This window comes from Paractinoplanes brasiliensis (genome assembly GCF_004362215.1).
Taxonomy (GTDB): domain Bacteria; phylum Actinomycetota; class Actinomycetes; order Mycobacteriales; family Micromonosporaceae; genus Actinoplanes; species Actinoplanes brasiliensis.
The window spans coordinates 677338-703719 of sequence record NZ_SNWR01000001.1 but is presented as its reverse complement, the minus strand read 5'-3'; the positions used below and the strand labels follow the sequence as shown (position 1 = coordinate 703719).

At 69.9% G+C, this 26382-nt stretch carries 25 protein-coding genes; 11 read left to right on the top strand and 14 right to left on the bottom strand.

Annotation, left to right across the window (positions count from 1 at the left end):
- Positions 1 to 6: 6 nt before the first annotated feature.
- Positions 7 to 204 carry a hypothetical protein gene (locus C8E87_RS02820; RefSeq protein ID WP_133871631.1) on the bottom strand — a complete coding sequence of 66 codons (198 nt, stop codon included), beginning with the start codon at positions 202 to 204 and terminating at the stop codon, positions 7 to 9.
- Between the two features lie 357 nt (positions 205 to 561).
- Here C8E87_RS02820 and C8E87_RS02815 point away from each other — a divergent pair, with 357 nt between their 5' ends.
- The gene (locus C8E87_RS02815; protein ID WP_239080408.1) at positions 562 to 1149 is read left to right on the top strand and encodes an SDR family NAD(P)-dependent oxidoreductase; all 588 of its coding nucleotides are present in this window, start codon (positions 562 to 564) and stop codon (positions 1147 to 1149) included.
- A gap of 244 nt (positions 1150 to 1393) precedes the next feature.
- Here the strand turns inward: C8E87_RS02815 and C8E87_RS02810 are convergent, their stop codons facing one another.
- The 4 genes from C8E87_RS02810 to C8E87_RS02795 are packed head-to-tail and all read right to left on the bottom strand — an operon-like array spanning position 1394 to position 4744.
- Positions 1394 to 2581, bottom strand: coding sequence for an ABC transporter permease (locus tag C8E87_RS02810; protein WP_239080407.1), 1188 nt, complete (start codon positions 2579 to 2581; stop codon positions 1394 to 1396).
- On the bottom strand, positions 2578 to 3234 hold the full coding sequence (locus C8E87_RS02805; protein WP_133871630.1) for an ABC transporter ATP-binding protein: 657 nt from the start codon (positions 3232 to 3234) through the stop codon (positions 2578 to 2580). Before C8E87_RS02805 ends, C8E87_RS02810 begins: the two co-directional genes overlap by 4 nt.
- Entirely contained in the window at positions 3231 to 4268 is a 1038-nt protein-coding gene (locus C8E87_RS02800; protein WP_133871629.1) for a peptidoglycan-binding protein, read from the bottom strand. The genes C8E87_RS02805 and C8E87_RS02800 overlap by 4 nt, the downstream gene beginning before the upstream one ends.
- On the bottom strand, positions 4268 to 4744 hold the full coding sequence (locus C8E87_RS02795) for a hypothetical protein (protein ID WP_133871628.1): 477 nt from the start codon (positions 4742 to 4744) through the stop codon (positions 4268 to 4270). The genes C8E87_RS02800 and C8E87_RS02795 overlap by 1 nt, the downstream gene beginning before the upstream one ends.
- An 88-nt stretch (positions 4745 to 4832) precedes the next feature.
- Here C8E87_RS02795 and C8E87_RS02790 point away from each other — a divergent pair, with 88 nt between their 5' ends.
- The gene (locus C8E87_RS02790) at positions 4833 to 5489 is read left to right on the top strand and encodes a response regulator transcription factor (RefSeq protein WP_133871627.1); all 657 of its coding nucleotides are present in this window, start codon (positions 4833 to 4835) and stop codon (positions 5487 to 5489) included.
- Positions 5486 to 6679, top strand: coding sequence for a sensor histidine kinase (locus C8E87_RS02785; RefSeq protein ID WP_133871626.1), 1194 nt, complete (start codon positions 5486 to 5488; stop codon positions 6677 to 6679). Before C8E87_RS02790 ends, C8E87_RS02785 begins: the two co-directional genes overlap by 4 nt.
- 102 nt (positions 6680 to 6781) lie before the next feature.
- Here C8E87_RS02785 and C8E87_RS02780 read toward each other — a convergent pair whose 3' ends face one another.
- The 5 genes from C8E87_RS02780 to C8E87_RS02770 form a co-directional block, all read right to left on the bottom strand.
- A complete protein-coding gene (locus C8E87_RS02780) occupies positions 6782 to 10906 on the bottom strand; it encodes an nSTAND1 domain-containing NTPase (RefSeq protein ID WP_133871625.1) in 4125 nt (1374 codons plus the stop codon).
- A complete protein-coding gene (locus tag C8E87_RS02775; protein WP_133871624.1) occupies positions 10903 to 11250 on the bottom strand; it encodes a CU044_2847 family protein in 348 nt (115 codons plus the stop codon). The genes C8E87_RS02780 and C8E87_RS02775 overlap by 4 nt, the downstream gene beginning before the upstream one ends.
- Positions 11251 to 11353: 103 nt before the next feature.
- Positions 11354 to 11476 carry a transposase gene (locus C8E87_RS45195; RefSeq protein ID WP_239080402.1) on the bottom strand — a complete coding sequence of 41 codons (123 nt, stop codon included), beginning with the start codon at positions 11474 to 11476 and terminating at the stop codon, positions 11354 to 11356.
- A gap of 480 nt (positions 11477 to 11956) precedes the next feature.
- Positions 11957 to 12079 (bottom strand): hypothetical protein, encoded by a 123-nt coding sequence (locus tag C8E87_RS46240; protein ID WP_275409113.1) that lies wholly within the window; start codon positions 12077 to 12079, stop codon positions 11957 to 11959.
- A gap of 56 nt (positions 12080 to 12135) precedes the next feature.
- Positions 12136 to 15870, bottom strand: coding sequence for an nSTAND1 domain-containing NTPase (locus C8E87_RS02770; RefSeq protein ID WP_133871623.1), 3735 nt, complete (start codon positions 15868 to 15870; stop codon positions 12136 to 12138).
- 163 nt (positions 15871 to 16033) lie between these two features.
- Between C8E87_RS02770 and C8E87_RS02765 the strand changes: the two genes are divergently transcribed.
- The 6 genes from C8E87_RS02765 (at position 16034) to C8E87_RS02740 (ending at position 20476) form a co-directional block, all read left to right on the top strand.
- Entirely contained in the window at positions 16034 to 16390 is a 357-nt protein-coding gene (locus C8E87_RS02765) for a hypothetical protein (RefSeq protein WP_133871622.1), read from the top strand.
- Between the two features lie 40 nt (positions 16391 to 16430).
- Positions 16431 to 16847, top strand: a complete 417-nt coding sequence (locus C8E87_RS02760; RefSeq protein WP_133871621.1) for a hypothetical protein — start codon at positions 16431 to 16433, stop codon at positions 16845 to 16847.
- A 70-nt stretch (positions 16848 to 16917) separates the two neighbouring features.
- A complete protein-coding gene (locus tag C8E87_RS02755) occupies positions 16918 to 18486 on the top strand; it encodes a chymotrypsin family serine protease (RefSeq protein WP_133871620.1) in 1569 nt (522 codons plus the stop codon).
- Between the two features lie 28 nt (positions 18487 to 18514).
- Entirely contained in the window at positions 18515 to 18952 is a 438-nt protein-coding gene (locus C8E87_RS02750) for a peptidase inhibitor family I36 protein (protein ID WP_133871619.1), read from the top strand.
- Between the two features lie 2 nt (positions 18953 to 18954).
- Positions 18955 to 19842 (top strand): hypothetical protein, encoded by an 888-nt coding sequence (locus C8E87_RS02745; protein ID WP_133871618.1) that lies wholly within the window; start codon positions 18955 to 18957, stop codon positions 19840 to 19842.
- Positions 19843 to 20050: 208 nt separating this feature from the next.
- Positions 20051 to 20476, top strand: a complete 426-nt coding sequence (locus C8E87_RS02740; RefSeq protein ID WP_133871617.1) for a hypothetical protein — start codon at positions 20051 to 20053, stop codon at positions 20474 to 20476.
- Here C8E87_RS02740 and C8E87_RS02735 read toward each other — a convergent pair.
- The 3 genes from C8E87_RS02735 to C8E87_RS02725 form a co-directional block, all read right to left on the bottom strand.
- Positions 20456 to 20662, bottom strand: a complete 207-nt coding sequence (locus C8E87_RS02735) for a hypothetical protein (protein ID WP_133871616.1) — start codon at positions 20660 to 20662, stop codon at positions 20456 to 20458. The genes C8E87_RS02740 and C8E87_RS02735 overlap by 21 nt on opposite strands.
- Positions 20663 to 22138 (bottom strand): PstS family phosphate ABC transporter substrate-binding protein, encoded by a 1476-nt coding sequence (locus C8E87_RS02730; RefSeq protein ID WP_239080401.1) that lies wholly within the window; start codon positions 22136 to 22138, stop codon positions 20663 to 20665. It lies immediately after the preceding gene.
- Between the two features lie 275 nt (positions 22139 to 22413).
- The gene (locus C8E87_RS02725) at positions 22414 to 23994 is read right to left on the bottom strand and encodes an alkaline phosphatase D family protein (RefSeq protein WP_133871615.1); all 1581 of its coding nucleotides are present in this window, start codon (positions 23992 to 23994) and stop codon (positions 22414 to 22416) included.
- A 654-nt stretch (positions 23995 to 24648) separates the two neighbouring features.
- On the opposite strand from C8E87_RS02725, the gene C8E87_RS02715 reads away from it, so the two are divergent.
- Together C8E87_RS02715 and C8E87_RS02710 are read left to right on the top strand one after the other, a co-directional pair.
- Complete coding sequence (locus tag C8E87_RS02715; protein ID WP_133871614.1) at positions 24649 to 25512, top strand: MEDS domain-containing protein; 864 nt, start codon at positions 24649 to 24651, stop codon at positions 25510 to 25512.
- Complete coding sequence (locus C8E87_RS02710; RefSeq protein WP_133871613.1) at positions 25509 to 25934, top strand: ATP-binding protein; 426 nt, start codon at positions 25509 to 25511, stop codon at positions 25932 to 25934. Before C8E87_RS02715 ends, C8E87_RS02710 begins: the two co-directional genes overlap by 4 nt.
- 37 nt (positions 25935 to 25971) lie before the next feature.
- Here C8E87_RS02710 and C8E87_RS02705 read toward each other — a convergent pair whose 3' ends face one another.
- Positions 25972 to 26373 (bottom strand): helix-turn-helix domain-containing protein, encoded by a 402-nt coding sequence (locus C8E87_RS02705; RefSeq protein ID WP_133871612.1) that lies wholly within the window; start codon positions 26371 to 26373, stop codon positions 25972 to 25974.
- Positions 26374 to 26382 lie beyond the last annotated feature (9 nt).

Sequence of the window (26382 nt, the reverse complement as noted above, 5' to 3'; positions counted from 1 at the left end):
GGGCGCTCACTCGGCCGGTCGGCTGGTGGCGGCCATCAGCTTTTTCACCACGCGGCCCGGCTCGCTGTCGTCCGGGTCGGTCAGCATCTTTTCCAACCACAACATGGTGGCGGCACTGGCGCCGGAAACCTCGATGAGAACGCGGGACTCGGGGTCGACGTCGCGGGCCTCCGCGGCGGAGCGAATCACAGGAAGTTCGGACATCCCAGAACCCCTTTCAGGGGCGGTCGATAACCGTTACATTCCCATGACCCAAAGTGACGCGCAAGCCTCTTTCGGGTGTCTTTTCCAGCCGGTGCAGAGCAGGCCCGCCCGGCGGCTGGAACTCCCTTCAGGTAATTTGATATTCTGCGGCTCGATCCGACAAGAGCCAATAAAAATGCTTTTTGGTCAGCCCGGCAGGGTCGCGTCTATTGTGAGGCATGCGTGCTCGGAAGGGATTCGAAGCCCTTTCCGGCAAATCATCGGCCGCGACCGTCCTGAGAGGATTTGGCCGTTGTCCGCCGTCGCCTCCGGCGCTGTCGCCGGTTCTTGTCGTACCCCTCTGCCATCCTTCCTGCCATGACCGGGCAACGGGTAGCGGTGGTGACCGGCGCGAGCCGAGGAGTGGGCAAGGGGATTGCGCTGGCGCTCGGTGCGGCTGGCTACGTCGTGTACGTGACCGGCCGCTCGACCGGTGACCGGGTGACCTTTCCGGCGGTCGGCGGAACGGTTGACGAGACTGCCGCGGCGGTGACCGCAGCCGGCGGCGCCGGTGTGCCGGTGCCCTGCGACCACACCGACGACGAGCAGACGGCCACGCTGTTCGAGCGTGTGCAGGCCGAGCACGGCGGATTGGACTTGCTGGTCAACAACGTGTGGGGCGGCTATGCCGCCTACCACGAGGACCGCTACGCGGACATGCAAGGCCCGTTCTGGGAGCAGCCGCTGCGGGTGTGGGACGACATGTTCACCTCGGGCGTGCGCGCACACTATGCCGCCACCGTGCTGGCAGTGCCCGTGCTTCGGCCCGGCGCGCTCGTCGCGACGGTGTCGTTCTTCCCCGGCAGCTACGTCAGCGGGGAGGACCAGGTCGCGTACAGCGTGGCCAAGGCGGCCGACGACCGGCCGCAGGTCAGCCCGCGCGTCGCGGCTGACCCCGGACAGTGACCGGCAAGCCGCGAGTATCCGCTTCGAGGAGCTGGGATGCCCGCGGCGGCTGCTGCACGGCGGGTTCGCGCTGCGGCACGGCGTCGCTCGGGGCCGTCGTTGACGGGTTCCGGGTGGACGCGTTCGCCGGCAGCCGGTCCCGCCGCTCCACGACATCCGCGAGCAGGCTTCGAGGGCGTTCCGCGACTTGCGCCGCCGGGTGAGTTCAGCGCAGCTGATCGATGCGGGCGTCAAGGCATGGTGGTCAGCGGGCCAGCGCTTCGGTCGGGGCGAGGCGCGCCGCTCGTACGGCCGGGTAGAGGCCCGCGATCACGCCGACCAGGACGGTTGCGGCGAGGCCGCCGGACGCGGCCCACAGCGGGATCGCCACCGGCCAGCCCTGCCACCACGACCAGGCGGCTGTGACCAGGGCCCCGGACGCGGTGCCGGCCAGGCCACCGATGCTGGAGAGCAGCAACGACTCGGTGAGGAACTGCTGGCAGATATGCAGGCTGGTGGCGCCGAGCGCGCGGCGCAGGCCGACTTCGCCGCGGCGTTCCAGGACGGAGATGACCATAGTGTTGGCGACGCCTACGCCGCCGACCAGGAGGGCCACCGCGCCCAGGCCGAGGAGCAGGCCGTTGAGGGCCGAGTCGGTGGCCCGGGCGGCGGCCAGCGCGTCGGACGGGCGGGACACCCGTGCCTCGTTGGGGGCTCCGGGGCTGGCCGTGGCGCCGAGCAGGTGGCGGGTCCTCTCCACCTCGTTCTCGACGGATCGGGTGTAGACGGTCGTCGGATGGCCGTCGAAGCCCAGCAGTCCGGTGGCGGTGGACCAGTCGACGATGGCAGACGAGTCCAGCTCGGGTGCCAGCGCAGTGGGCTCGACGATGCCGATCACCGCGAACCACTGCCCACCCAGCCAGACCCGGGGGCCGGGCGCGCGGATGCCGAGCCGCCCAGCCGCGTCAGAGCCGAGCACGACCGCGGGTACACCCGGCTTGGTCATGGTGAGCCAGTGGCCGTGGGCCATGCGCGTACCGAGGGTGGCGAGCAGGTCGGGGCGGGCGGCCAGCACGTTGATGCTGCCGTGCTGGGCGACCGGGATGTACTGGTTGCGGTAGACCCTCGCCTCGAGCCGCCCGGTGGCGCTGACCGACAGCACCGAGCCGATTCGGCGGATCATGGCGATCGAGTCCGGCGACAGGCTCGCTTCGCCGCCGGTGAGCTTGTCGCCGGGGGTGACGGTCAGCAGGTTCGTGCCCAGGGCATCGAGGGCACGGTCGAGGTTGGCTCGGCTGGACGTGGAGATGCCGACCACCGCCAGCATGGCCGCGATGCCGATGGCGATGCCGGCTGCCGACAACACCATGCGCAACGGCCGCGCTCGCAGCCCGGCCGCGCCCAGCCGAAGGATGTCGGAGCCCGCCAGGCGAGCAGGGCGTAACGAGGTCACGCCGCCTCCATCCGGCCGTCGCGCAGAGCCACCCGGCGGGGCAGGGTGGCGGCGATGTCCCGGTCGTGGGTGATCACGACCGTCGTCGTGCCGGCCCGGTTCAGGTCGTGCAACAAGTTCATGACGACCGCGCCCGAAGCCGAGTCGAGGTTGCCGGTGGGCTCGTCGGCCAGCAGCAGAGCCGGGTCGGCGACCACAGCGCGAGCGATCGCCACCCGCTGCCGCTCACCACCGGACATCTCGTGCGGACGGTGGTGGACCCGAGGGCCGAGACCGACCCGTTCCAGCGCACGTGCCGCCCGAGCCCGGCGTTCCCGGCGGCGTACCCCGGTGTAGAGCAGGCCGTCCGCGACGTTGTCCAGGGCGGAAACCCCGGACGCCAGGTGGAACTGCTGGAAGACGAATCCGATGGTCCGGGCCCGCAGCGTGGACAGCGACCGGTCGGACAGCGCGGCGACCGCATGACCGTCGATGTGCACGGTCCCGGCGGACGGGCGGTCGAGGGCGCCGAGCAGGTGCAGCATGGTGGACTTGCCGGAGCCGGACGGTCCGACGACGGCGAGCATCTCGCCCGCCTCCACCGACAGTGACACGTCGTGCAGGGCGGTCACCCCGCCCGGATAGAGCTTGGCGACGTTCCTCATCATGATCATTTGGGCAGCCCCACCGTCATGCCTACGGCCAGGCCGGCACCGCGTACCTCGACCTTGCCGTCGGCGATCAACCCCACCTCGACCGGCAGGAAACGGCGCGTGCCGCCGTCGACTGTTTCGAGCCCGTAGCCGCCTTCGGGGAGGGCGACCAACGCCGCGACCGGCACGGCGAGCACGTTCTCGCGCCGTTCGCTGACGTACGTCACGGTGACCGGCCCCTCGCGCAGCTTCCCGAGCGGAGCTTCGTCACCGAGCGCAACTGTCACCGGGATCGTGGCCGTGCCGCCGGGTTCCTTCGGCTCCGCCTTGGCGCCGACCGACGCGACCGTGCCCGGCGTCTTCTTGTCGTTGGGCAGCGTCACTGTCACCTTGACGCCGGGCTGCGCCCACCCGGCCCCGTCCGCCTCGACGTCGACTGTGACCACGGACGCAGCGCCGGTGCAGGTGAGCACCTCCCCGGTCGCCGCCGCACCGGGGCGCACCTTCAGGCCCGCCACCCGGATCGCACCGTCGGCGACGACCAGCCACGTCGGGTCCACCACCCCGGTCTCCTCGCGGCCCAGGTCCTTCTGCCAGCGGCGCACCGCCTCGGCGGTCACGCCGGTGTACTCGTCGTCGACGGTGAAGCCGGTGTAGCCCAGGGCGCGCAGGTTGCGTTCGAGCAGGGCCACATCCGGACCTTCGGCGCCGGGCCGCAGCTCGCGGTAGATCGGCAGCGCCCCGTAGAGAAGCACGACCGGCATGTCGTCGGCGCGCAGCAGCGCACCGCCGCGTCTGATCCTGGCGCCCACCTTCGGGAGCCACGTGACCGTGCCGGGCGCCTTCGCGGCAATCGGCACCGGTTCGCCGTACCCGAGTTCTCCATCGACCGTGACCGAACCCAGCAACGTCTCGCGCTCGACCGTGGTCGTCGGTCCGTCAACCGCGCTGGACTCGGGCGGCCCCGGCGGTGGACGGAGCACGACGGCCGTCGTGCCCGCCCCGGCCAGCACGGCGACCGCGACCGAGACACCCACGATGGTGCGGCGCCCCATCAGCGCGCCTGGACCGGGAGCGTGCCGCCGCACTTCTTGCCGGCCTCTTCCACCTTGCGCACGTCGAACTTGACGTCCGGATCGAGCTTGACCGCGCCGCTCTCCGGATCGGGGTCAGGGAAGTCCGGCAGTCCGTTCTCCCGCATGCACCTGGACAACGCCCGCGCCTTCTCCAGGTCTTCGGGCGTGATCTTGCGTCCCTCGGCGGTGTCCGCGGGCAGCAGTTCGGCGCACTTCTCCGCAGCCGCCTCCACCTTCTTCATCGCGGGCGAGCCGGCGTCCAGCGCAGGGATCCCGGGGACGGCCATGCTCCCGGGCGGCGGGTCCTCCATGTCGATGCCGTTCTCGCGCATGCATTTCGTGTATGCGAGCACTTTGGCCGTGTCGTTCTCGGGCTCCGGCTGCTCACGTGGCGCCTTCGAGCAACCGCTCAGAGCAAAGGTCAGGACCAGCAGGGGTACGACGAACTTCTTCATGCCGCACAGCAGACTCCACCGCTCATAAGATCCACATCAGCGCGAACACTTACAGCTTCCTTATAGCCGGACGGGTAACCATGTCCCGATGCGTGTACTGATCGCCGAGGACGAGGTCGTGATGGCAGAGGCGATTGCCCAGGGGCTGCGCCTCCAGGCGCTCGCAGTCGACACCGTGAACGACGGTGACGCCGCCCTGCAACGGCTCGCCGTCAACGAGTACGACGTGCTCGTCCTCGACCGTGACCTGCCCCGGGTGCACGGCGACGACGTGTGCCGGGCCGTCGTTGGGGAGCACCCCGGCGTACGCATCCTGATGCTGACCGCCGCCGGCGACCTCACCGACCGGGTTCACGGCCTGGGCCTCGGCGCCGACGACTACCTGGCCAAGCCTTTCGCCTTCGCCGAACTGGTCGCTCGGGTCCGCGCCCTCGGCCGCCGTGCCCGCCCGGCCGCCCCGCCGGTCCTGCAACGCGCCGGCCTCAGCCTGGACACCACCCATCGCGAGGTGTTCCGGGACGGCCGCGTCGTCGGCGTGTCCCGCAAGGAGTTCGCCGTGCTCGAGGAGCTGCTGCGCGCGGACGGCGCCGTAGTCAGCACCGAGCAGCTGCTTGAACGGGCCTGGGACGAGCACACCGACCCGTTCACCAACGCCGTACGGGTCACCGTGATGACCCTGCGCCGCAAGCTCGGACCGCCGCAGGTGGTCGAGACGATCACCGGAGTGGGGTACCGGATCAGATGAGGAACCGCTGGACCGTCCGTCTCCGGCTGACCGCCCTTTACGGCGGGTTGTTCCTGCTCGCCGGGGCGGCTCTGCTGACCATCACCTATCTGCTGCTCGGGCAGGCGCTGGCCCGCCAGCCGATCAGCGCCGCCACGATCAGCGTTCCGGCGACCGGGACAGAGGCCTCCTCGGTGCCGGCCCGGGCGGCGGTGCCCGCCGATGACAAAACCGCCCTTCTCACCCAAGGCGAGCTCGTGAGCCGATACGACCTCGCAGTCAGGCTCCAGCAGGACTTCCGGTCGGCAACCATGATGTCGCTGCTCCAGCAGGGCGTGCTGGCGCTGGGCGGGGTCGGGGTCGCCGGGGTGTTGGCGGCCTGGTTCGCGGCCGGACGCACCCTGCGGCCACTGAACGAGATCACTGCCACAGCACGCCGGGTCGCCGACCGCAACCTGCACCAACGCATCGGCATGACCGGCCCCAAGGACGAGTTACGCCGACTCGCCGACACCTTCGACGACATGCTCGCCCGGCTGGACGCAGCATTCGAGACTCAGCGCCGATTCGCCGCCAACGCCTCCCATGAGCTGCGTACGCCGCTGGCCATCAACCGAACCCTGATCGAAGTCGCGCTCAGCCACCCCGACCCGTCAGCCGATGTACGCCGCCTCGGCGAGACCCTGCTCGTCATCAACGCTCGCCACGAACGTCTGATCGACGGACTGCTGCTGCTCGCGCGCGGCGATCACTCGCCGGCCGAGCTCGTTCCTGTAGACCTGGCCGACGTGGTCGCCCACGTGGCTTCGATTCACGAGGTGACGGACGTGACGACCGAGCCGGCCCCCATGCGCGGCGACCCGATTCTGCTGGAACGCATGGTGCAGAACCTGGTCGAGAACGCGGTCGCCTACAACCAACCCGGTGGGACGGTCACCGTCACCTGCGGACCCGGTCGGATGACCGTCACCAACACGGGGCCGGTCATCGCGGCGTACGAGATCCCTCGTCTGTTCGAACCGTTTCAGCGCCTCACCGACCGGGTCGGCTCGGCCACCGGCACCGGACTCGGCCTGTCCATCGTCCGCTCGGTCGCCCGCGCCCACGGTGGCGCCGTAACCGCCGAACCCGGCCCCGAAGGCGGCCTCACGGTCACCGTCGACTTCCCGGACGGCAACCCGATTGGCGAGGTCGGGCGCCGGACACGTTGACCCCACCAATGTGCCCTTCGGCCCGGCGCCGGCACGGTCCGCAGATGACCAGCCCGGTGAGCTGGCAGATGCGCGGTTTGAATGCGAATGCCGGCCTTACTGTCACCGGCATGCCCGACCGGTGGATTGATCGGCTACGTATGTATGCAGATCATCCGCATGAATGTCATGGCCGATGGCTGCGCAAATATGCTGGATCATGGCAGCTGGGGGCGGAACGGCGGTATTCCACAGCCGTGCTGTGTTATCGGCGCTGCCGGTGGCCAGGGTCTTGCCGTCAGGGCTGAACGCCACCGAGTAGACAGTGTCAGCGTGGCCGGTCAGGATGCGCTGGCTGGTGCCGGTCGCCACCTGCCACAACCGCACGGTGTCATCGCGGCTGCCGGTGGCCAGGGTCTGGCCGTCAGGGCTGAACGCCACCGAGAAGACAGTGTCAGCGTGGCCCGTCAGGGTGCGCCGGCTGGTGCCGGTCGCCACCTGCCACAACCGCACCGTGGCGTCGAGGCTGCCGGTGGCCAGGGTCTTGCCGTCCGGGCTGAACTCCACCGAGAAGACCCCATTGGTGTGGCCGGTCAGGGTGCGCCGGCTGGTGCCGGTCGCCAGGTCCCACAACCGCGCCGAGTTGTCGAGGCTGCCGGTGGCCAGGGTCTTGCCGTCGGGACTGAACGCCACCGAGACGACCTCGTTGATGTGGCCGGTCAGGGTGCGCCGGCTGGTGCCGGTCGCCAGATCCCACAACCGCACCGTGTTGTCGCGGCTGCCGGTGGCCAGAGTCTTGCCGTCAGGGCTGAACGCCGCCGAGAAGACAGCGCCTGTATGGCCGGTCAGGGTGCGCCGGCTGGTGCCGGTCGCCGCGTCCCACAGCCGCGCCGTGGTGTCGAGGCTGCCGGTGGCGAGGGTCTTGCCGTCCGGGCTGAACTCCACCGAGAAGACCCCATTGGTGTGGCCGGTCAGGGTGCGTTGGCTGGTGCCGGTCGCCAGGTCCCACAACCGCACCGAGTTGTCGAGGCTGCCGGTGGCCAGGGTCTTGCCCTCTGGGCTGAACGCCATCGAAGCGACCGTGTTGGTGTGGCCGGTCAGGGTGCGCTCGCTGGCATCGGTCGCCGCGTCCCACAGCCGCGCCGTGGTGTCGAGGCTGCCGGTGGCGAGGGTCTTGCCGTCCGGGCTGAACGCGACCGAGGTGACCGTGTTGGTGTGGCCGGTCAGGGTGCGCTCGCTGGCGCCGGTCGCCACCTGCCACAACCGTACCGTTTTGTCGAGGCTGCCGGTGGCGAGGGTCTTGCCGTCCGGGCTGAACACCACCGAGAAGACCCCAATGGTGCTGCCGGTCAGGGTGCGTTGGCTGGTGCCGGTCGCCGCCTGCCACAACCGCACCGTGGCATCGGCGCTCCCGGTGGCCAAGGTCTTGCCGTCCGGGCTGAACTCCACCGAGTAGACAGCGCCGGTGTGGCCGGTCAGGGTGCGCGAGCTGGTGCCGGTCGCCAGGTCCCACAATCGCACCGTGGCATCGTCGCTGCTGGTGGCCAGGGTCTTGCCGTCCGGGCTGAACTCCACCGAGTAGACAGCGCCGGTGTGGCCGGTCAGGGTGCGTGAGCTGGTGCCGGTCGCCAGGTCCCACAATCGCACCGTGGCATCCGCGCTCCCGGTGGCCAGGGTCTTGCCGTCCGGACCGAACGCCACCGAAGCGACCGCGTGGGTGTGGCCGGTCAGGGTGCGCTGGCTGGCGCCGGTCGCCACCTGCCACAACCGCACCGTTTTATCGAGGCTGCCGGTGGCGAGGGTCTTGCCGTCCGGGCTGAACTCCACCGAGTAGACAGCGCCGGTGTGGCCGGTCAGGGTGCGCGAGCTGGTGCCGGTCGCCAGGTCCCACAATCGCACTGTGGCATCGTCGCTGCTGGTGGCCAGGGTCTTGCCGTCCGGGCTGAACGCCACCGAGGCGACCGAGTTGGTGTGGCCGGCCAGGGTGCGGCGCAACGGACGACTTTGGGAGTACGCGGAGGCGAGGGCGCTGAGCGCCTCGCTGGTTGGACTCGTGCGGTAGGCGTAGGCGGCCAGTAGTTCGCTGAGGTCGGGGTTGCCTGAGGCGAGTGTCTGGGACTGAACGGCGAGTTGGCGCGAGAGCGCGGCGTGTTGTTGCTGGACAGCGCGTTGCCTCTGGATGAACGCGACAGTAGCTGCGGTCACCGCGAGCACCAGCAAGGTGGCCATGGCGGCGATCGTGATGCGGGTTCGTCGTTGCCGTGCCGTCGCCGCGCGTTGGCTGGCCGTCAGGAACAGGGTCGTGGTGCTGGGCAGTTGGCGCGTGCGTGCCCAGTCAAGCCCTTCGGCCAGGTCGGAGCCGTGCAGCAGATCCGCGGTGTTGCTCGTTGCTGTCCAACGCTGGTGTTGCTCCGCGGCGCGGCGCAGCCAGTCGTGAAATCGGGCGTCTTGGCGAATCCAGTCACGCAGGCTTGCCCAGTCCCGGATCAGCGCGTCGTGGATCAGCTCAGCGACCGGCGGCGCGTCGGGCCGGTCCGGCTGGGCATGAGTGACGATAAGCGGAGTCGTACTGGTCAACGCGTGTAGAACCAGGTCGAAAGCACTCTCATCCTTCTCCGTCCGGCTATGGCCGGCGGCTAGCTCTCGCAACTCGTCAAGGGGCACCTGCCGACGCACCGCTGGAATGTTGCGTTCCGGATCCGCGGGGCGTACCAGCGCGGTCAGGACCCGCCGGGCGACCAACTGCTGCGCGATGTCGAGCGCGGCGATGCTCTGATCGCAGCGGCTGGTCAGGCTACCGGCCAGCCGACCGATCCGCTGGTAGCCGTCATGGGTCAACCGGCCCTCGACCCGGCGTTCCCACAACTGCAACAGGGAGAGTTCCAAGATGGGCAACACGGTGACCGGCACCCGCCGACCGGCGTCGCCGTCACCGAGAGCCTGCAGGTCGGCGAGGATCTGGTTGACCAACCCCGGTTCGAACCGGAGCCCCGCCATGTCGGCGGGCGCGGCGATGATGTCGTGAAGCTCGCCGCGGGTAAGCCCGGCAGGGATATTGACGACCCCAGCCGACAAGGCCTCCAACAACTGCGGCGACGCAGCGGCAAGCTGTGGGTAGAAGTCGTCGCGCATCACCAGCACCACCGTCACCGGCAGCACGGAGCCGATCAGCTCCCCGAGTTGCCGCAACACCTCCGACCCGGCCGCATCCCGCGCAGGTTGCTGGGTAAAGACCTCCTCGAACTGGTCGATGACCAGTAACAGCCGCGACCCCGCCTGCAATGCCGCAGCCCGAGCCCGGACCGCCGCGTCAAGGCCCCCCGTACGCGCCCCAGCCAAGCCCGCCTGCTCGAGCCCGGCGAGGAGGTCCTGACCCGGCCGCGCCGAGATGACATACCAGGTGTCCGAGCCCGGCACCAAGCGGCCGGCGGCGATCTCGGCCAGCACCCCGGCATGCACCAGCGACGACTTCCCCGAACCCGAGGGCCCGAGAAGCAGCACCGCATCCCGCGCCAGCGCGTCAACGACCCGCGCCACCGCAGTGTCACGGCCGTGGAACCAGCCCGCGTCCTCGACCCGAAACGGCGCCAACCCCCTATATGGAGACACTGCCCGCACCGACAGAGCAGGATCCGCTTCCCGCAGCGTCTCCACAGCTGTCGCGTACGCCACCCCCGCGCCACGCTCAAAGGCGTCCACCCGGTTGATCGCGGTGACCATCCCGATGACCAGCCCGGTCACCTCGTCGAAGACAGGGGAACCGCTGAACCCCACGGTCACATCGTTGGCCTCGGCAAGCTGCAACAACGCCCCACTGCCATCGACCTCCGGCAGCACATCACCAGCGCGGGCATAACCGAACCGGCCCCGCATCTCGCCGTCAGGCACGCCGAAGACCGACACCCGCCGCCCTCGGCACCCCGACGACGAACCCAACACCACCGGGACCGCACCGGCAGGAACGTCTCCCAGCTGCAAGACGGCCACGTCGGTGTCCTGCCGCCACCGGTCGAGGTCAACCCGCCCAGTAACCCTGGGAGCCCCCTCCAGCAGCGGGAACGCCAACGACACCTGCCCGCCCGGCCCCTCCCCGGCTGCCTCAACGACATGAGCGCAGGTCACCACCACACCATCCGCGGCCAGAAACCCCACCCCACGTGAGCCCCCGGCCGCATCCAGAACGACCACTACGCCGCGGCCACGCTCGGAACCCGCCGTGACCTTGGCAAGGTCACCGACCAGCGTCACGATTGACCACTCTCTGAACCGGACTCGGCGCCGTCGTCACGCGTCCATCCCAACGTGACCTTGAAATGACCGCCGGCCGTACTCCGAGCAACCACCGCACCCATCCCGGCAGTCACCTTCACCCCGAACTCAACCGTCACCTCATCCGGACCAGCCGCACGCAACTCCACCAGCACCTCCCGCGACGCCTGTACCACCGGCCGCAAGATCGACTGCAGTCCTCCTCTCAGCTCCTCGACCGCGTCTGCCGCCCGACCAGCCTTCACCGGCCCCGAACTGTCCTCCATCGACTCCAACAGCAGCCGACCACCATCGCCTAAAGCCACCTCGACAAACCCGGCCATCGAACACACCTCCGAATCGCTGCGATCATTCGCTTGCCTCACGTATTCGAGGCCGTTGAGCAGGTCGACCGGGTCTCGCTCGGTTGCGTGCCCGGCGACACTTTTATCTGGGCGCCGTCTTGGCCAGCCAGTTCCGGATCTCGACCCGGCGGTGCACAGGGTGGCGGTCCCCGATCAGATGGATCTTCCGGTTGACGTGCTGGACCAGGCGCTTGACGTCAGCCACGAACACCGGCCTGGTGACCGGCCCCTGGCAGTAGGTCCACGATCAAGCAGTCCTGGAGTCTGCATGGCGGAAATCGTCGCAGGCGGCCCTGGCGTCCGCTACCAGCCGTTTCGGTCACGCCACGCCACGAACGTCTCGGGGGTCGCGAAGTTGAAGCGGGGGCGCTGACCGATCCGGCTTGGAAATGCGGGCGCGTAGCCCTTCGGTGATCATCTGACTGTCGAGTTCGGATGGTCAGAGATGAGAAGCTGCGAGCGTGGTGAACGATCACCCGGCCGCTGGTGCTGGATCAGGCGCGGCTGGATGCTTCAGGCCGGTTCTCTGCCCGCAACCTGCTACGGACGTTGTCCTGGCCGCCCGGTCATCGTGTCGATGCGGCTGTGGTCGGCGAGGCGGTGGTGTTCGGGGGTTCCGTGACCGGCCGCCAGACGGTGGGCAGCCGGGCGAGCTCGCGGTGCCGGCCGCGGCCCGGCCCCTGGGTCAGGGCAGGCCCAGCGCACTCCGCAGGCGATCGCTGACCGCTTGATAGCCGCGGGTGTTCGGATGGAACGAGTCCTCGGGATCGAGCGCCTCGAGCCCGCGGCGCGGCGAGAAGGCCCTCACCCTGAACACACAGCGCCAGGTCCCGCTCCCGTACACGGGTCAGGAGGCAGATGCGGTCACTGTTTTGGGCAGGTGTCGGTGTACGGGGTGGTGGGGAGGTAGCGGCGCCAAACCTCGGGGGTGAGGTTCCGGACTGTCGCGGTGCAGATTTGAGTGATAGCGCGTTGCGGGTTGACGTCCTGGACGATGAGCGTTTGGTCGGAGCCGGCGCTGGCGATGGTGTTGCCGTCGGGGCTGAAGGCGACGGCGTGGACGCGGTCGGTGTGGCCGGTGAGGCGAGCCGTTGCGGCGCGGCGCTGTACGTCCCAGAGGACGATGTCGGCTTCGCCGCTGGTGTACGCGAGGGTGCGGCCGTCGGGGCTGAATGCCGTGCCGGTGAAGTCGGCGTCGCTGTGGTCGGTGATGGTGGTCAGCCGAGTGTGGGTGGCGACGCCCCACAGGATGATGCTCTGGTCGTGGCCGGCGCTGGCGATGATGCGTCCATCGGGGCTGAAGGCGACGCTCCGGACCCAGCTGGTGTGACCGGTGAGGGCAGCGAGCTCAGCGCCGGTGCGCGCGTCCCACAGTTTGACGGTGCCGTCGTGGCCGGCGGTGGCCAGTAGGCGCCCGTCGGGGCTGAACGCGACTCCGTTGACGGGACCGGCGTGAGCGGTGACGGTCTTGAGGACGACGCCGGTGCTGGCGTCCCACACCTTGACAGTGCGGTCGACGCTGACGGTGGCGATGCGGCCCCCGTCGGGGCTGAACGCGAGGTCGAGCACCGCGGCGGTGTGTCCGGCCAGCCGGACGGCGGTGCCGGCGTGGAGATTCCAGAGGGTGAGCGTGTTGCCGGCCTCACCTGGCGGGCAGCACGGTGACGGCTGGGTGACGGTGGCCAAGGTATGGCCGTCGGGGCTGAAGGCTACAGCGTTGGTGAACACGCGGTTGTCGGGGAGGATCGTACGGAGGGATCGGTCAGCGGCGTTCCACAGTGCTGTCCGGTTGCGGCTGGTGGTGGCGAGGGTGTTGCCGTCGGGGCTGAACGCGACGGCGTTGACCATGGTGGGGTGCTCGGTGGTGGTGGGTTGCCTGAGATCCCACAGCAGGATGGCGCCATCCTCACCGCCCGCGGCAAGCATCGAGGTGCGTGGGCTGAACGCCAGGGTGTAGACCGAGGTTCGGGGTCCAGCCAGCCGGGCGCGGAGGATCCGATGGCGGGTGTCCCAGAGCAGCACCGAGGTGTCGTCACCGGCCGTGACGAGGGTGCGCCCATCGGGGCTGAAGGTCAATGCCAGCACTTGACCGCTCTTCCGGGAGAGGGTGGCGAGCCGGGTGCGGGTGGCCACGTCCCACATGATCGTCGTGGCGTCGCCCCCGGTGGCCAGTGTCGAGCCGTCCGGACTGAACCCGATGGCGTACACGCCGCCGGTGTGACCGGTCAATGTGGCAATCGGGGCAGAGCGGGTAAGGTCCCAGAGGATTGCGGTCGAGTCGGTGGAGGCCGTCGCAAGAGTGCGCCCGTCAGGGCTGAACGCCAGCGCACGCACGGCCCGGGTGTGACCGGACAGGACGGGCCCGCGGGTTTGCCGTTGAAGATCCCAGAGGATCACGTCGTTGCCGGTGGCGGCGGCCAAGCGGCGGCCGTCGGGGCTGAACGCGATGTCTTGTACCTGCTCGGAGAGACCGGTCAGGGTAGCGATGCGGCCGCGTCGGTCGAGGTCCCAGACGGCGATCTTCCTGTCGTCGCCGCCGGTCGCCGCGGTGCGCCCGTCCGGGCTGACTGCGGCGGCGGTCAGCCACGTGTCGTGACCGGTGAGGACGGCCGTTCTGGCGCGCCGTCCGGTGTCCCACAGCGACAGGGTCCGGTCGCGGCCGACGCTGAGCAACGTGTTGCCGTCCGGGCGGAACGCGAGCCGTGAGACGGCTCCGGTGTGGCCGAGGAGCTTGCCGAGGTGGCCACGGTGGGCCGACATGCTCAGCAGGGCGCTGCGCGCCTCGATCGTTGGCGCGGTGCGGTACGCCTGCACGGCGAGCAACATTGCCGTTTCCGGCTCGGTGCCGGTCAGCCCGAGCGATTCGGCAGCGAGTTGCCGGGAGACCGCGATCTGCTGCTGCGCGACCGCGTCGCGGCGCTGAAGGAAAGCGACCGTGCCGGCGCCGACCACGGCCACCAACAGGACACTCAAGGCGGCAACGAGGTAACTGAGCTGTCGGTTACGGCGGGCGGCGGCGGCCTGTTCCCGGCCGGCCTGCTCGATCGAGGCGTCCAGGAACGCCCGCTCCGCCGCCGTCATGGAGGCGGTACGGCCATCGAGGCCGGCCCACTCGCGGGCTACGGCCAGCCGCGCTCCCCGGTACAGCGCACCGGGGTCGCGGCTGAGCGACTCCCAGGAGCGGGCGGCCTCGGTGAGCTGCCGATGGGTGCGCAGCCCGTCCCGGTCGACGGACAGCCAGCGTTGCAGCCGCGGCCAGGCGCGGATGAGAGCCTCGTGCGCGATCTCGACGGTGTCCTCATCGAGCACGATGAGCCGGGCCGCGGCGAGCCGGTCGAGGACCGCGCCGAGGCCAGGCAGGTCCAAATCGCCGCGCCTGATCCGGCGGCGGGTGTCCTCGACACCCTCCCCTAACGCGACCAGTCGAACCAGAACCTGCCGGGCGGTGTCCCGCTGTCGGTCGTCGAATCCGTTGTAGACCGCTTCCGCGGTGTGGGCCACCGCGCCGGCCACGCCGCCGGCGGCCTGATAACCGGCCAGCGTCACGACTGCACCCTGTCGGCGAAACCAAGCCTCGCGCAGCGCGTGCGCGGCCATCGGCAACGCCCCGGGCGAACCGCTCACCTCCGCGACGATCGTGGCTACCAGCGCGCCCTCCACCCGGGCACCACGCCGCTCAGCCGGTCGGGTCACCGTCTCACGTAGCTCCGTCGGGCTCATCCCGCCAATCAGGACCTGCGAGTCCGCCAGCGTGGCCAGCAACTCCGGATACTCGGTGAACCGGACGTAGTGATCGGCGCGCACGGCCAGCACCACCCGGGCACGGCCGTCGGGTTCCCGGCACATCGCCAGCAACGCGGCCACGAAGTCGTTCCGCTCGGCCGCATCTGCGCAGTTCACGAACACTTCCTCGAACTGGTCCACCACAACCAGGAGATCAACATCCGTACGCGCGCCCGGCAGGCCCTGCCTGACCAGCAGATTCGCCCGTGCCGGATCCCGGCGCAGTTCGTCCAGCAGCCCGCCGGCCGGAACGCCAACGTGCCGCGCCAGGTGAACCGCCAGTTCACCCATCGGGTGGGCACCCGGCGTCAACACCATCGCCGGCCTTCCCGCGGCCGGGATCAGCCCTGCCCGGACCACCGACGACTTCCCGGCTCCCGACGGGCCGAACACCGCCAGGAAACGCCGCTCCCGCAGGCGGCGCACCAGTTCGTCCGCCAGCGCGGCACGGCCGAAGAACAGGTCCGCGTCCTCCGGCTGAAACGTCACCAGTCCCGGATACGGCGCACGGTCGTGCCCGTCCGCCGTGTCCGGATCCTCGGCCGGCGCAGCGCTGCGGCGTTCCGCTTCTCGCCAGTGCCGCTCCCACTCCTGTGGGTCACCGTCGCACGCGGCGACGTAGGCGAGGGTCACCTCCAGCGTCGGCAGCCTCCGGCCCGACGCGGCTGCGGACAGCGTCGCCACGGAGTAGTTCACCCGCGCGGCCATCTGCCGGTACCCGGGCCGGCCCGCCTTCTCCCGCAACTGCCGTAGCTCAGCCGCGAACTGCTCGATCGGGCCACCCAGCCCGTCCAGAGGTCGCTCCGGCCTCGGCATTCCCCGACTCCCCTCAGCCCACCGTCCACTGTATTCGCGTTGTCCAGAGTTGTTTGTCTGACGACCGCGAGCAGGGCCCAGACAACTCGCACCTTGCTAGACACAGACCTCGACGAACGGCACAACGTCCATGCCGCGCCCTGGAGAGTGAGGGGAAACTGACATGCTGAAGAACAACCGCCGGGCCGCAGGATCGTTCGGGCTGCCGGCCCTTCTCGGGCTGTTCGGCGCCCTGCTTCCCGCCGGCGCGGCACAGGCGTCCAGCCCTTGCCCGTACTACACCTTCTGCGCGTTCCCATACGCGAACTTCCGGGGCCAGGCCGTCTACGCGGAGGACTGTGCCGCTGTGTACAAGTTCCGATGGTCCTCGACCAACGGGTCCTGGATCAACAACCAGACTCCGGGTACGCGGGCACGGATCAACTACATGGACGGCACCCACTGGTACGTGCCGGGCGCGTACTCCGAGCAGTCTTCCGGCATGGGTTGGTACCGGGTCGACTCCATCGAACCCTGCTGACCATTTTTTCTGGCGAATCTAGCTCTACCTGGAGGACCACGTGCGAAAACTCATGGCCGGTGTCGTCGCCACGGCGGTGGCGACGGCGATCCTCTATCCCACCGCGGCCTACGCCGGCCCCATCTCGGGCGGCGGCTGCCGCACGCAGAGCGTCGGCGGTGTAACTGTCCAGACCTGCATCAGCTATCGCGACTCCTCGAAGGAACTTGTCGGCGATGCCTACATGGTCAACACGGGTGGCCGGTGCATCCGGTTGCGGCTTGGTTTCCTCGTCAACGGGGTCCCACGGCCCACCTTCACGTCAGCCGACTTCACCGGCCCGGGCTACTACCCGGCCCAGCGGACCGGTGTGACCCGCAATTCCTCGACACAGACCGCGCGGACCGAGGTCGGGGTCAACACGTGTTCCCCCGACATCAACATCGGTTACGTCTCGAGCTGGGAGCAGCGGTGGTGACCTGGCGCGACAGGTTCCGCCGGATCCATTCCGTCCATCAATCGCAGTAACACCCACTGAAGGGGGAACAGTGGAACGAACAAGCGTCATCGCGGTCGTGACCGCGACGGTCCTGGCGGCGGGAAGTCTGACCGTCGCGGGTCCGGCTGCCGCGGATGTGTCGCTGGACCTGCCCCGGCAGGCGGCTCCGGTGGCCCAGGAGAACCGCGGATCGATCGCCTACCTGACCGCGCGTTACAAGATCTCCGAGGACGAGGCGCTGCGGCGGCTTGCTCTGCAGAAGCTGGCTCCGGCGCTGGACGCCGAGCTTGCGAAGAAGTTCCCGAAGACGTTCGCCGGGTCGTACCTGGACCAGGCGGGCGGCGGCCGGCTCGTGGTGAACAGCACCGACCCGGCAGGCATGACAGCTGCCCTGGCCGCCGCGGGGGACAGCGCCCACGTGGTGGCGGCGAAGGTGAAGTGGAGCCTGGCTGAGCTGACCGCCACCGAGGCGCGGCTGCGGAGGACCGTCGGGGACCCACACGAGACGACGGCGCGCAAGGCCGAGTTCGCGATCGACGTGCCGGGCAACACCGTGGCGGTCTATCAGCGGGCCGGCATGACGGCACCGTCGTCGGCCCGGCTGAGCGCCGCGGCCGCCGACGCCGCGCAGGCCCGCCCCGCCGTAGCCGACGCGACGCTCACCGCCGCGGTCGTCGCCGAGGCCGGTCGCGCCGAGGTGCGGCAGCTGGTCGCCGGCGCGGAGAAGACCGGACCGGTGACGATGGACGCGCCAGTCGGGCCGGGCTGTGACACCCGGCAGTGCGGGCCGCCCATGCGCGGCGGGATGCGGCTGAACGTCCGCCGCAGCCAGGCGGCGCCGACCGGCTCGAGCACCGGATATCTCAACCCCTGGTACGGCCAGTGCACCAACGGGTTCAACGTGTCCGACAACCGCGGCTGGAACTACATCATGACGGCCGGGCACTGCATGGTCGGCAGCTACAAGGTCGGCATCAACCGCACCTACTCGGCGGGGACCTACACCCCGGTCAGCTACGAGGTGCACAACTACGAGAACGGGTGCAACGGCTCGGACTGCGGCCCGACCTACCCGTACGACTACTCCATCCAGCCGTACCAGGTGAACGACGGCTACAACTGGTACGACTACTGGTCCGGCCCGTACGCGAAGAACCAGGTCGTCTCCTGGTGCTGGTGGACCTCCTCGACGTGGCAGGGCTGCGTGGACGGCACCTTCGCGATCCGCGGCTTCTACACCTACAACTCGATCGCTGTCGGCTGGGTCGTCTGCGGTACCGGGTCCGGCGACGCGGGTTCCGATTCGGGCTATACGCGCAACGTCAACTACGTGCCCGGCACCCGCTGCGGCGAGGTGACGGGCAAGGACGGCGGCATCCGCACCAACATCTGCACCCGGCCCGGGGACAGCGGCGGCCCGCTGTTCAGCGAGATCGACGGCATGGCGTACGGCATCCTGTCCACCGGTCACGCGGGAACCGGCGCATGCCCGGCCAGCCCCGCCGGCACCGAGTGGAGCAGTTACACGCCGGTGTCCAACATCCATTCCCACGTGACGACTCAGCTGGCCAACACGGGTGAGCCAGCGCTCGGTTTCCGCATCCGCACCACGCCGTGATCCCCACTGTCGACGAGGAGGCACATCAATGGCCAAGAGTCCCATGATGCGACGCGTCGGCGTCGTCATTGCCGGTGCGTTGCTCAGCGTCGGCGCCGGGATGGTCTTCCCCGGCGCGGCGCAGGCCGCCCGATCGGATTGTACGGACGAGAGCGGCTGGCTGTGCTTCTGGCAGCATGCGAACTTCGGCGGAAGATTCGGCCACGTGGTCAATTCGAACACCGACTGGAGCTACTTCAACGGTGGATGTGACGAGGCCGACCGCAGACGGTGGAGCAACTGCGCGTCGTCGATCCGGAACGAGGGCCTCCACTGCGAGGCGGTCGTCTACGACGGAATCAACATGACAGGCGCCTCGTGGGTGATCAACCGGGACACGGAGGCCGCCGACCTCGCCGATTGGGGCATGCCCGGCGGCGGCAACTGGAACGACAAGATCAGCTCCAACAGTTGGTGGTGTGGATAGCGATGGGGACCAAGCGATCGGGGTTCGCGGTCGCGGTCCTGGTCGCCGGGCTGGCCGGCTGCACCACCGTGCCGCCGGCCGGACCGCCCGCGGACCCCGCCGGCGGCTCGGCCGTCCTCACCGCGGCGGCACTCGACCTGGCGGTTCGAGCCGAGCCGTACCGGGAGGAGCAATCGCTCCTGAGGCGCACCGAACACGCGCTGACCCGCGACTGCATGGCCCGGCGGGGCTACCCGTATCCGGCGGCCGGCACCGACACCGTTCTCGACGACCCGTGGCGTCCGGATCTCGACAGCCGGCGCCGCCACGGGTACGGATTCGCCCGGCCCGGTCCGTCGGCCGGCCGCTACCCTCCCGGCCTGACCGGCTCCCAGCGGAGCGGTTATGAATCGGCGCTGTCCGGGGAACGGCGAGCGACGCTGCGGTTGTCCAGCGGGCCCCGGTTCACCTTCGCCACCACCGGTTGCCTCGCCGAGAGCCGGATCAGGCTGTACGGCGATGTGATGGACGCGGCGCGGGCCGACTACGTGCCGCAGGAGGCGTTCAACGCGTTGCTCCCGCACATCGCCGCTGATCCGGACCTGCACGAGGCGACGCGAAAGTGGTCCTCGTGCATGCGTGGCCGGGGCCACCCGTACGACTCGATGAGCGCGGCGCGCGCCGCCGTGAGCAGCGCCCTCCGCGCCAACCGGCCCGCCGGGGAAGCGTTGACGTTCGAGACAGCGGTGGCAGTCGCGGACGGCGAGTGCGCGCTCGCCGTCGGGCTGCCCCCGCTGGTCGACCGGCTGGGCCGCCGGCATGCGGGCAAGCTCACCGCAGTTCAGCGCCGGGACCTCAACACCGCCGCCGACGTGCGCGCCGCCGCATTACTCCGGGCCGCGAGCGGTTGAAGCTCGACTTCACCTGTGCAGCCCGCCGCCTGCCGAAGGCCATAACCGTCGATGCGTTCGACCCGGGCTCATGTCGGTTCTGTCGCGTGAGGCCGCCGCCCCGATCCGCTCCCGGAAGGAATCCTACGACGAGCGTCGCGCGGATCCGCCACGTCGGCCGGTCGGATCAGGCTGTGACGGCGTCGCCCGGCAGGTCACAATGGACGTCGTGTTCCCCGACAAGGCAGCGGCGTTCATCCGTGACGTCATTCGCGCGAACCTGGACGTTCAGACGGACGTCACCGGCCCTCGATCCTTCCACGGCGTTGTGGAGTGGGAGTTCGGGATCGGTTGGGACGACGGCAACACGCTGACCCGCTATCTGGTGATGCCGGCGATGTCGCGCCAGTCGGCCGTCTTCGTAGCGGTCGCGAGCCAGTCCCTGCCGCATATGCCGGACGGGCGGCGGCCGGAGCTGCCACCGTTCGAGCCGGTGCCGGAAGGCGACGCCGGTCTGCCGGTCGACGGGCAGCGCCTCGGATGGGCCGGGCCGCTCCGCGCCGAGCTGGGTGGGTACGAGACGCGCCAATGGAGTCACGGCTGGATTGGCTTCTTCGTCGACCTGGCCGACGAATCACCGTGGGTGGGCCGGTGAGTGACCGCTTGCGCTGCAGGCCCGCCACAGTTCCGTCTTGGCAACGTGCATCAGGTACGCGCCAGCGATCGCCGCCGCGACCAGGAGCACCGGGATGGGCCCGCCGGGCACGTCGACCACGCACAGCAGGCCGGTCAGCCCGTAGAAGAGCAGGACGTGCTCGGCGAGCAGCGATGACCGGGACACTCAGGCGGGCCGGCAGATCGCGGGGTTGGCCAGGTCGGCGCAGGGCCGGTCGCCGTTCGCGCGGATGATGTCCGCGCCGACCTGGTTGGTGAGATAGCGCAGGAAGCTCGCGGTCAGGGAGCGGGCGTCCGGTTCGCCGTGGGTGTAGCCGTACTCGGTCTCCCAGAACGGGTAGGTGCCGTGGTCGGCCTCGGACACGGTGGCGCGGTGCCCGCCGATGCGGACCAGCGTCAGGCCGTCCTGGCCCTCGCCGGCGCCGAGTTCGGCGTAGCCGAGCGCGCCCGGGGTGTCGGCCACCGTGCGCAGCACCTCCTGGGTGGAGTTGCGCGCGCAGCGCAGCACGCCCGGTTCGGCGCCGGGATCCGGGGTGTGGCAGTCGTCGGAGTTGCTGCCTGGCTCGCGGACGCCGTTGAGCACGCGGCGTTGCAGCGCGGCCCGGGTGCCGGAGCCGGGATTGCGGCTGACCAGGCGGATCGGCAGGTCGTTGCCGCCGATCTCGCGCCAGTTGGTCAGCTCGCCGCGGTAGATGCGCCGGATCTGCTCGGGGGACAGATCGTGCACCCCGGTGTCCGGATGCGCGACGAGGGTGAACAGGAAGAACGCGATCGGCCGGGGGAGCAGGGCGGGCATGCCGTCCGGCTTCTCGCCGTCGGAGAAGGCCAGCACGCCGGCGTCGGCCTGCTGCAGCGCCTGCAGGCCTTCGCCGCTGCCGCGCATGTCGATCGCGAACTCGGCGCCCGGGCAGAGCTTGCGGTACGAGTCGGCGGCTTCGCGCACGATCGGGGCGAACGCCGTCGACCCGACCACCTGCAGCCGGCCGGTGGCGCAGTCCAGTGGCGCGGTGGTGTTGCTGCGCAGGAACACGAGCAGCTGGGCGACGACCAGGACGACCAGGAAGCCGACCAGGGCGATGGCCCGTTTCGGGGTGCCGGTGCGGCTCTGCGTCTCGACGATGCGGCCGCCCTTGATTCCGCCGATCACCTCGGGCGGGTCGAAGGTGGCGCCGGCGCTGCCGTCGGCGCGTTCCAGCGCGGCGAGAACCTTGTAGTGCGCCGAGCGGTTCATCGGCGTACGGGGCAGTTCGATCAGATCGCCGTCGGCGGCGAACCCGTCGCCGTTGGTGAAGCTGTCGCGCAGGTAGTCGTCGCTGAGTTCGGTGACCACCATGCCGGCGACGCGGCGGCCGGGGAAGCGGACCCGCAGGCCGACCCGGCTGTCGTCGAGCACCGCGTAGTCGTGGGTGTCGATGAAGGTGGCGCCGTTGTTCTCGATGCGCAGCAGCACCAGTGTGGGTTTGGCGAGGGGGTCGCCGCCCTGGCGCAGCTCGCGCAGCGGTCCGGCGTGTTCGCTCTGCACGACGTCGGTGACCGTGGTGTCCATCTGCACCCGGTAGCCGAGTCGCTTGCGGCCCTTGATGACGAACTCGTACACGGCCGCGACGGCCGGCACCACCACACCGAACGTCGCCAGCGCCACGCTCCACCAGAATTCGATGACAGCCTCCGGCCGATTCCCCTTTGTCCGTCGATGCTAGGCGGGTCGCAGGGCGGTCGAGCGGGGCTGCGCCGAGGGTTCAGGCAGCGTTCACAGCCCGGCTATCGATCACACGCTCAGGCACGGAAAGGCCCGGTCACGTAGTAGGTGACACCGCTCACCAGGATTCGGACGTGCCGCGCGTTGCGAGAACACGTACAGCCGGTTGCCCGCCGGGCCGGTCATGCCGACCCGGCGGGAAGGCGGGCCCACGCGGTTCAGGCCTGCTGGGCGCCGGGCCGGCCGTTCTCCACCGCGAAGGCGGCGTGGGTGTACTGCGGGGCGTCGCGCCGCGACACCGTGGTCACCATCCGGGCCTCCACCCGCAGGGCGCCGCGTTCAAGGCGGATCCGCTGGTGGCCGCGCCGGTCACCGTCGAAGTACCGGATGTGCGGATTGTGCTTGATCATCGGCCCGTAGTAGGGGCCGTAGACCTCCCGGTCGCCGTTGGAGGAGATTGACGTGCCGACGAACTCGGTGGCCACCACCGGTGAGCCGGGCTGGTCGAAGTCGGTGTGGATGTCGTTGACGAACGTGGAGTGCCAGTCGCCGGTGAGCACAACCGGGTTGGACACCTCGTGCCGGACCCACGCCCGGGTGAGCCGGTTGCGGGCCGCCGGGTAGCCGTCCCAGGCGTCGTGCCAGAGCCGGTCGCCGGCGTCCCCGTCGTGGTCGAGGCGGGCCAGCATGACGTTGCTGCCGAGCAGGTTCCACCGGGCGGTGGAGGCGGCCAGGCCGGCGTAGAGCCACTTCTCCTGGGCGGCGCCCAGCATGGTGGCCTCCGGCGCGTACTGCCCGGCGCAGGCGTCGCCCTCACCCCATGAGCAGGCCGGGACGGTGCGGTACTGGCGCCCGTCGACGATGTCGAGCTGGGCCAGGCGGCCCCAGTGCAGGCGCCGGTAGATCCGCGGCCCGTCGCCGGTGGGCCGGGCCGGGGCGCGGACCGGCTGGTGCTCGTACCAGGCCTGGTAGGCGGCGGCGCGCAGCGCGGAGATGTCCGGGTTGTGCTCCTGGGCGGTCCCGGCGTAGTCGTTGACCACCTCATGGTCGTCCCAGGTCACCGCGAACGGCACCCGGGCGTGGGCGGCCTGCAGGTCCGGGTCGGACTTGTAGAGCGCGTACCGGATCCGCCACTGATCGAGCGTGCCCGGCGCGGGCCGGGCGGTCTCCGGCACGGCCACGTTGCGGTAGCCGCCGGTCGCCGAGATGCCACCCTCGTACACGTAGTCACCCAGGTGCAGCACCAGGTCGAGATCATCGCGGGCGATATGGGCGTAGGACGGGTAGTAGCCGTCACCCCAGGACTGGCAGGACACCACCGCCAGATTCAGGACCCCGCCGGGGGAGCGGCGGGCAGGAGCGGTCCGGGTCCGTCCGAGCGGCGAGCGATGATCACGGTACGCGAAACGGTAGTAGTACTCGCTGTCGGCGGCGAGACCGTCCACCTCGACGTGGACGCTGTGACCCAGCTGGGGCAGCGCCCAAGCGACGCCCTCGCGTACCACCCGCTTGAACCGCTCGTCGCGGGCCACCTGCCAGCGCACGGGCAGCGGTCGCGCCGGCAGACCGCCGTCCGGCGCGAACGGCTCCGGCGCCAGCCGGCTCCACAACACCACCCCGGTCGGCGTGGGGTCGCCGGAGGCCACGCCGAGCGTGAACGGGTACTTGCCGCCGGGCACCGCCGGGGCGGCCTCAACGGCGTCGGCGGGAACCTGCGCCAGGGCCGCGACACCGGCGACCGCGGCGGCCCCGGCGATCAGCCGGCGCCGATCAATGGCATTGCCGATCTTCACTGTCATGGGTTCCGGTTCTAGGCCGTCCAGCTGACGGCCGCCTGCACCCCGCATGACGGCCACATGACCGCGAGACGCCCGGCACGCATTCCGTGAGCCCGACACCGGCCTCGCCTCCCCAGGATTGGGGCAGCCGTTGCCGGCTGACCGCAGCCGGCCTGATGTCCTGTCCGGTGCTCGGCGTCGTCGGACTGGTCGCCGTCGCCGTGACCTGGCTGCGAACCGGGACCGCCGCCCGGGGGCAGCGCTCGGCGGGGCGCACGGGACCCGCGCCCCGCCAAGCGTTTTTCAGCGCCCGGTATCGCTTGACCAGGGCGAAGACCTCGCTGAGCAGCGGCATGCGGGCGCCCGGCACGGCGAGTTGCCCAGGCCGGTCAGCCAGGGTCTTCGAGCCGCAGTTCAGGGTGCGCACCTGGGCCAGGGCCAGCGTGTTGACGTACTCGCCGACGTAGGGGAACTCCGGGTCGCCCGGGGTCCACGCGGTTCTGACCTGCCGAAACGCGAACCAACCATCTCCAGCAGGCCGTCGAGCCCAGCCTGCCACGACTCGACGTCAACGCAAGTCGCAACCAGTCAGCGCAAACAGCAGCCAGCCGACACGCACGTGCCGGTGCAGTACTAGGGTGTGCGTACACATGAAGGAGAGGGTGGACAGCCGCGATGGCCGAGGCAATCACGGTCGATCAACTCGCGGCAGGCACTCACGCGTGCCTGACCTTCACCGACCAGGACGAGCGGTTTGATCTGCTGGCCGCGTTCGTGGGTGAAGGTCTGGACGCCGGCGACCGTGTCGTCTGTTTCACCGATGCGGTGGCATCCGGGACACTCGCCGCCGAACTGAGTGAGCGGTCGATCGCGTATGACGAGGCGACCAGCCGCGGCGAGTTACGTGTCGCCGACTGCGCCGCCGCTTGGCTGCAGGCGGGCGTACCGACCGCCCAGAGAATGCTCGACACCATCGCCGAAGAACTCGCCGCGGCCGCAGCCGGAGGATTCAGAGGTCTGCGCGTAACCGCCGACATGGCCTGGGCCGGTCGGCCGCACGCTGCCGCGCAGGAGCTGCTGCGGTTCGAACGCCAGCTCGGCTCCCTCGCTCCGGCGCGCTTCCTGACCACCATCTGCCAGTACGACCGGGAGATCTTCGACCCGGTCACCCTGGCGTTCGCCGCCGAGGTCCACAACAACGCGATCGCCGCCCAGGTCTACCACGAGGACGCGCTGCTTCGGGTGTGCCGGCAATACCGGCCACCGGGAGTCCGCATCGCCGGGGAGCTGGACTTTCGCAACATCACCGTCCTGCAGCAAGCACTCGCCGAATCGATCCGCCTCGATCACAACCTGTATCTCAATCTGCGGCAGCTGCACTACACGGACGCGGCATGCGCCGCCGAGATCGTACGCGCAGCGGCACAGCTGCCACCCGGGCGTCACATGACAGTGCTGTGCGGACCGCTGGTGGGCAAGCTCCTGCGGTTATGCGGAGGGGTTGATATCGAACAACTCCGGGTATCCGTCGCGCCATGACCGGCCCGGAGCAGGAGACGCGCGCCGTCGAGCCAGCCGCGATCCTCGACCTGACCCAGCCGTTCACCGAGAACGAGTTGTATACGCTTCGGGCTGCCGTCACCGCGCACGCCCACGCCGGCGGCGTGTCGTCGGCCGCAGTCGACATCCTCCTCATCGTCATCGGTGAGCTGGCCAGCAACGCGGTGCGGCATGGCGGCGGGAGCGGCACCCTGCGTTTTTGGCATGCCGATGGTCTGCTGCACTGTCAGATCCGCGACGAGGGACCTGGGATCGCCGATCCGGAGCTGGCGGGACGTGAACCGGTACCGCCCACGGCGACCGGTGGCCGCGGTTTGTGGATCGTCCGCCAGCTATGTCAAGAGGTGAGCGTCGAATCGGATGCCGCCGGCACCATCGTCACCGCGACGCTGGCCCCCTGACCCGGTGCGTCCCCCGGTCAGAGGAAATGAGCCGGACTCAACCACCCGCACCAATCGGCTTTGAGAACGGCTGCCTTGGGGCGCCAGGACCTGGATGTGACTCGGGACAAACCCCTTCCAGACCTGCTGACCCCCGCAGGATGGCCGCGATGCCGGTGCGGGCCCGGTTCAGGCGTTCGATGTCCGCCGCCAGGTCGGCGTCGACCTGGCGAAGCGTCTCCGGTAGCACGGCGCCGTCCGAGCCGATGCGAGCAAGGGGCACGCCCAGTTCGACGAGCCGCCGGATGCGTACGAGACGTGCGAGTTCCTGAGGTCCGTACTCCTTGTAGCCGTTGGACCGGCGCCCGGGTTCCTCGAGCAGGCCGACCCGGTGGTAATACCTGACGGTGTTCACGGTCGTTCCGGCCAGCTCCGCGAGTTCGCGCGTGCTCCAGGCCACGTCGTCTCT

What these genes read in the sequence shown, in the direction of transcription:
- C8E87_RS02820 (WP_133871631.1), bottom strand. Translation starts at nt 204, where the DNA reads ATGTCCGAACTTCCTGTGATTCGCTCCGCCGCGGAGGCCCGCGACGTC.
- C8E87_RS02710 (WP_133871613.1), top strand. Translation starts at nt 25,509, where the DNA reads ATGACCGGCCCGGAGCAGGAGACGCGCGCCGTCGAGCCAGCCGCGATC.
- C8E87_RS02805 (WP_133871630.1), bottom strand. Translation starts at nt 3,234, where the DNA reads ATGATCATGATGAGGAACGTCGCCAAGCTCTATCCGGGCGGGGTGACC.
- C8E87_RS02715 (WP_133871614.1), top strand. Translation starts at nt 24,649, where the DNA reads ATGGCCGAGGCAATCACGGTCGATCAACTCGCGGCAGGCACTCACGCG.
- C8E87_RS02765 (WP_133871622.1), top strand. Translation starts at nt 16,034, where the DNA reads ATGCTGAAGAACAACCGCCGGGCCGCAGGATCGTTCGGGCTGCCGGCC.
- C8E87_RS02790 (WP_133871627.1), top strand. Translation starts at nt 4,833, where the DNA reads ATGCGTGTACTGATCGCCGAGGACGAGGTCGTGATGGCAGAGGCGATT.
- C8E87_RS02770 (WP_133871623.1), bottom strand. Translation starts at nt 15,870, where the DNA reads ATGCCGAGGCCGGAGCGACCTCTGGACGGGCTGGGTGGCCCGATCGAG.
- C8E87_RS02800 (WP_133871629.1), bottom strand. Translation starts at nt 4,268, where the DNA reads ATGGGGCGCCGCACCATCGTGGGTGTCTCGGTCGCGGTCGCCGTGCTG.
- C8E87_RS02725 (WP_133871615.1), bottom strand. Translation starts at nt 23,994, where the DNA reads ATGACAGTGAAGATCGGCAATGCCATTGATCGGCGCCGGCTGATCGCC.
- C8E87_RS02750 (WP_133871619.1), top strand. Translation starts at nt 18,515, where the DNA reads ATGGCCAAGAGTCCCATGATGCGACGCGTCGGCGTCGTCATTGCCGGT.
- C8E87_RS02785 (WP_133871626.1), top strand. Translation starts at nt 5,486, where the DNA reads ATGAGGAACCGCTGGACCGTCCGTCTCCGGCTGACCGCCCTTTACGGC.
- C8E87_RS02775 (WP_133871624.1), bottom strand. Translation starts at nt 11,250, where the DNA reads ATGGCCGGGTTTGTCGAGGTGGCTTTAGGCGATGGTGGTCGGCTGCTG.
- C8E87_RS02815 (WP_239080408.1), top strand. Translation starts at nt 562, where the DNA reads ATGACCGGGCAACGGGTAGCGGTGGTGACCGGCGCGAGCCGAGGAGTG.
- C8E87_RS02745 (WP_133871618.1), top strand. Translation starts at nt 18,955, where the DNA reads ATGGGGACCAAGCGATCGGGGTTCGCGGTCGCGGTCCTGGTCGCCGGG.
- C8E87_RS02795 (WP_133871628.1), bottom strand. Translation starts at nt 4,744, where the DNA reads ATGAAGAAGTTCGTCGTACCCCTGCTGGTCCTGACCTTTGCTCTGAGC.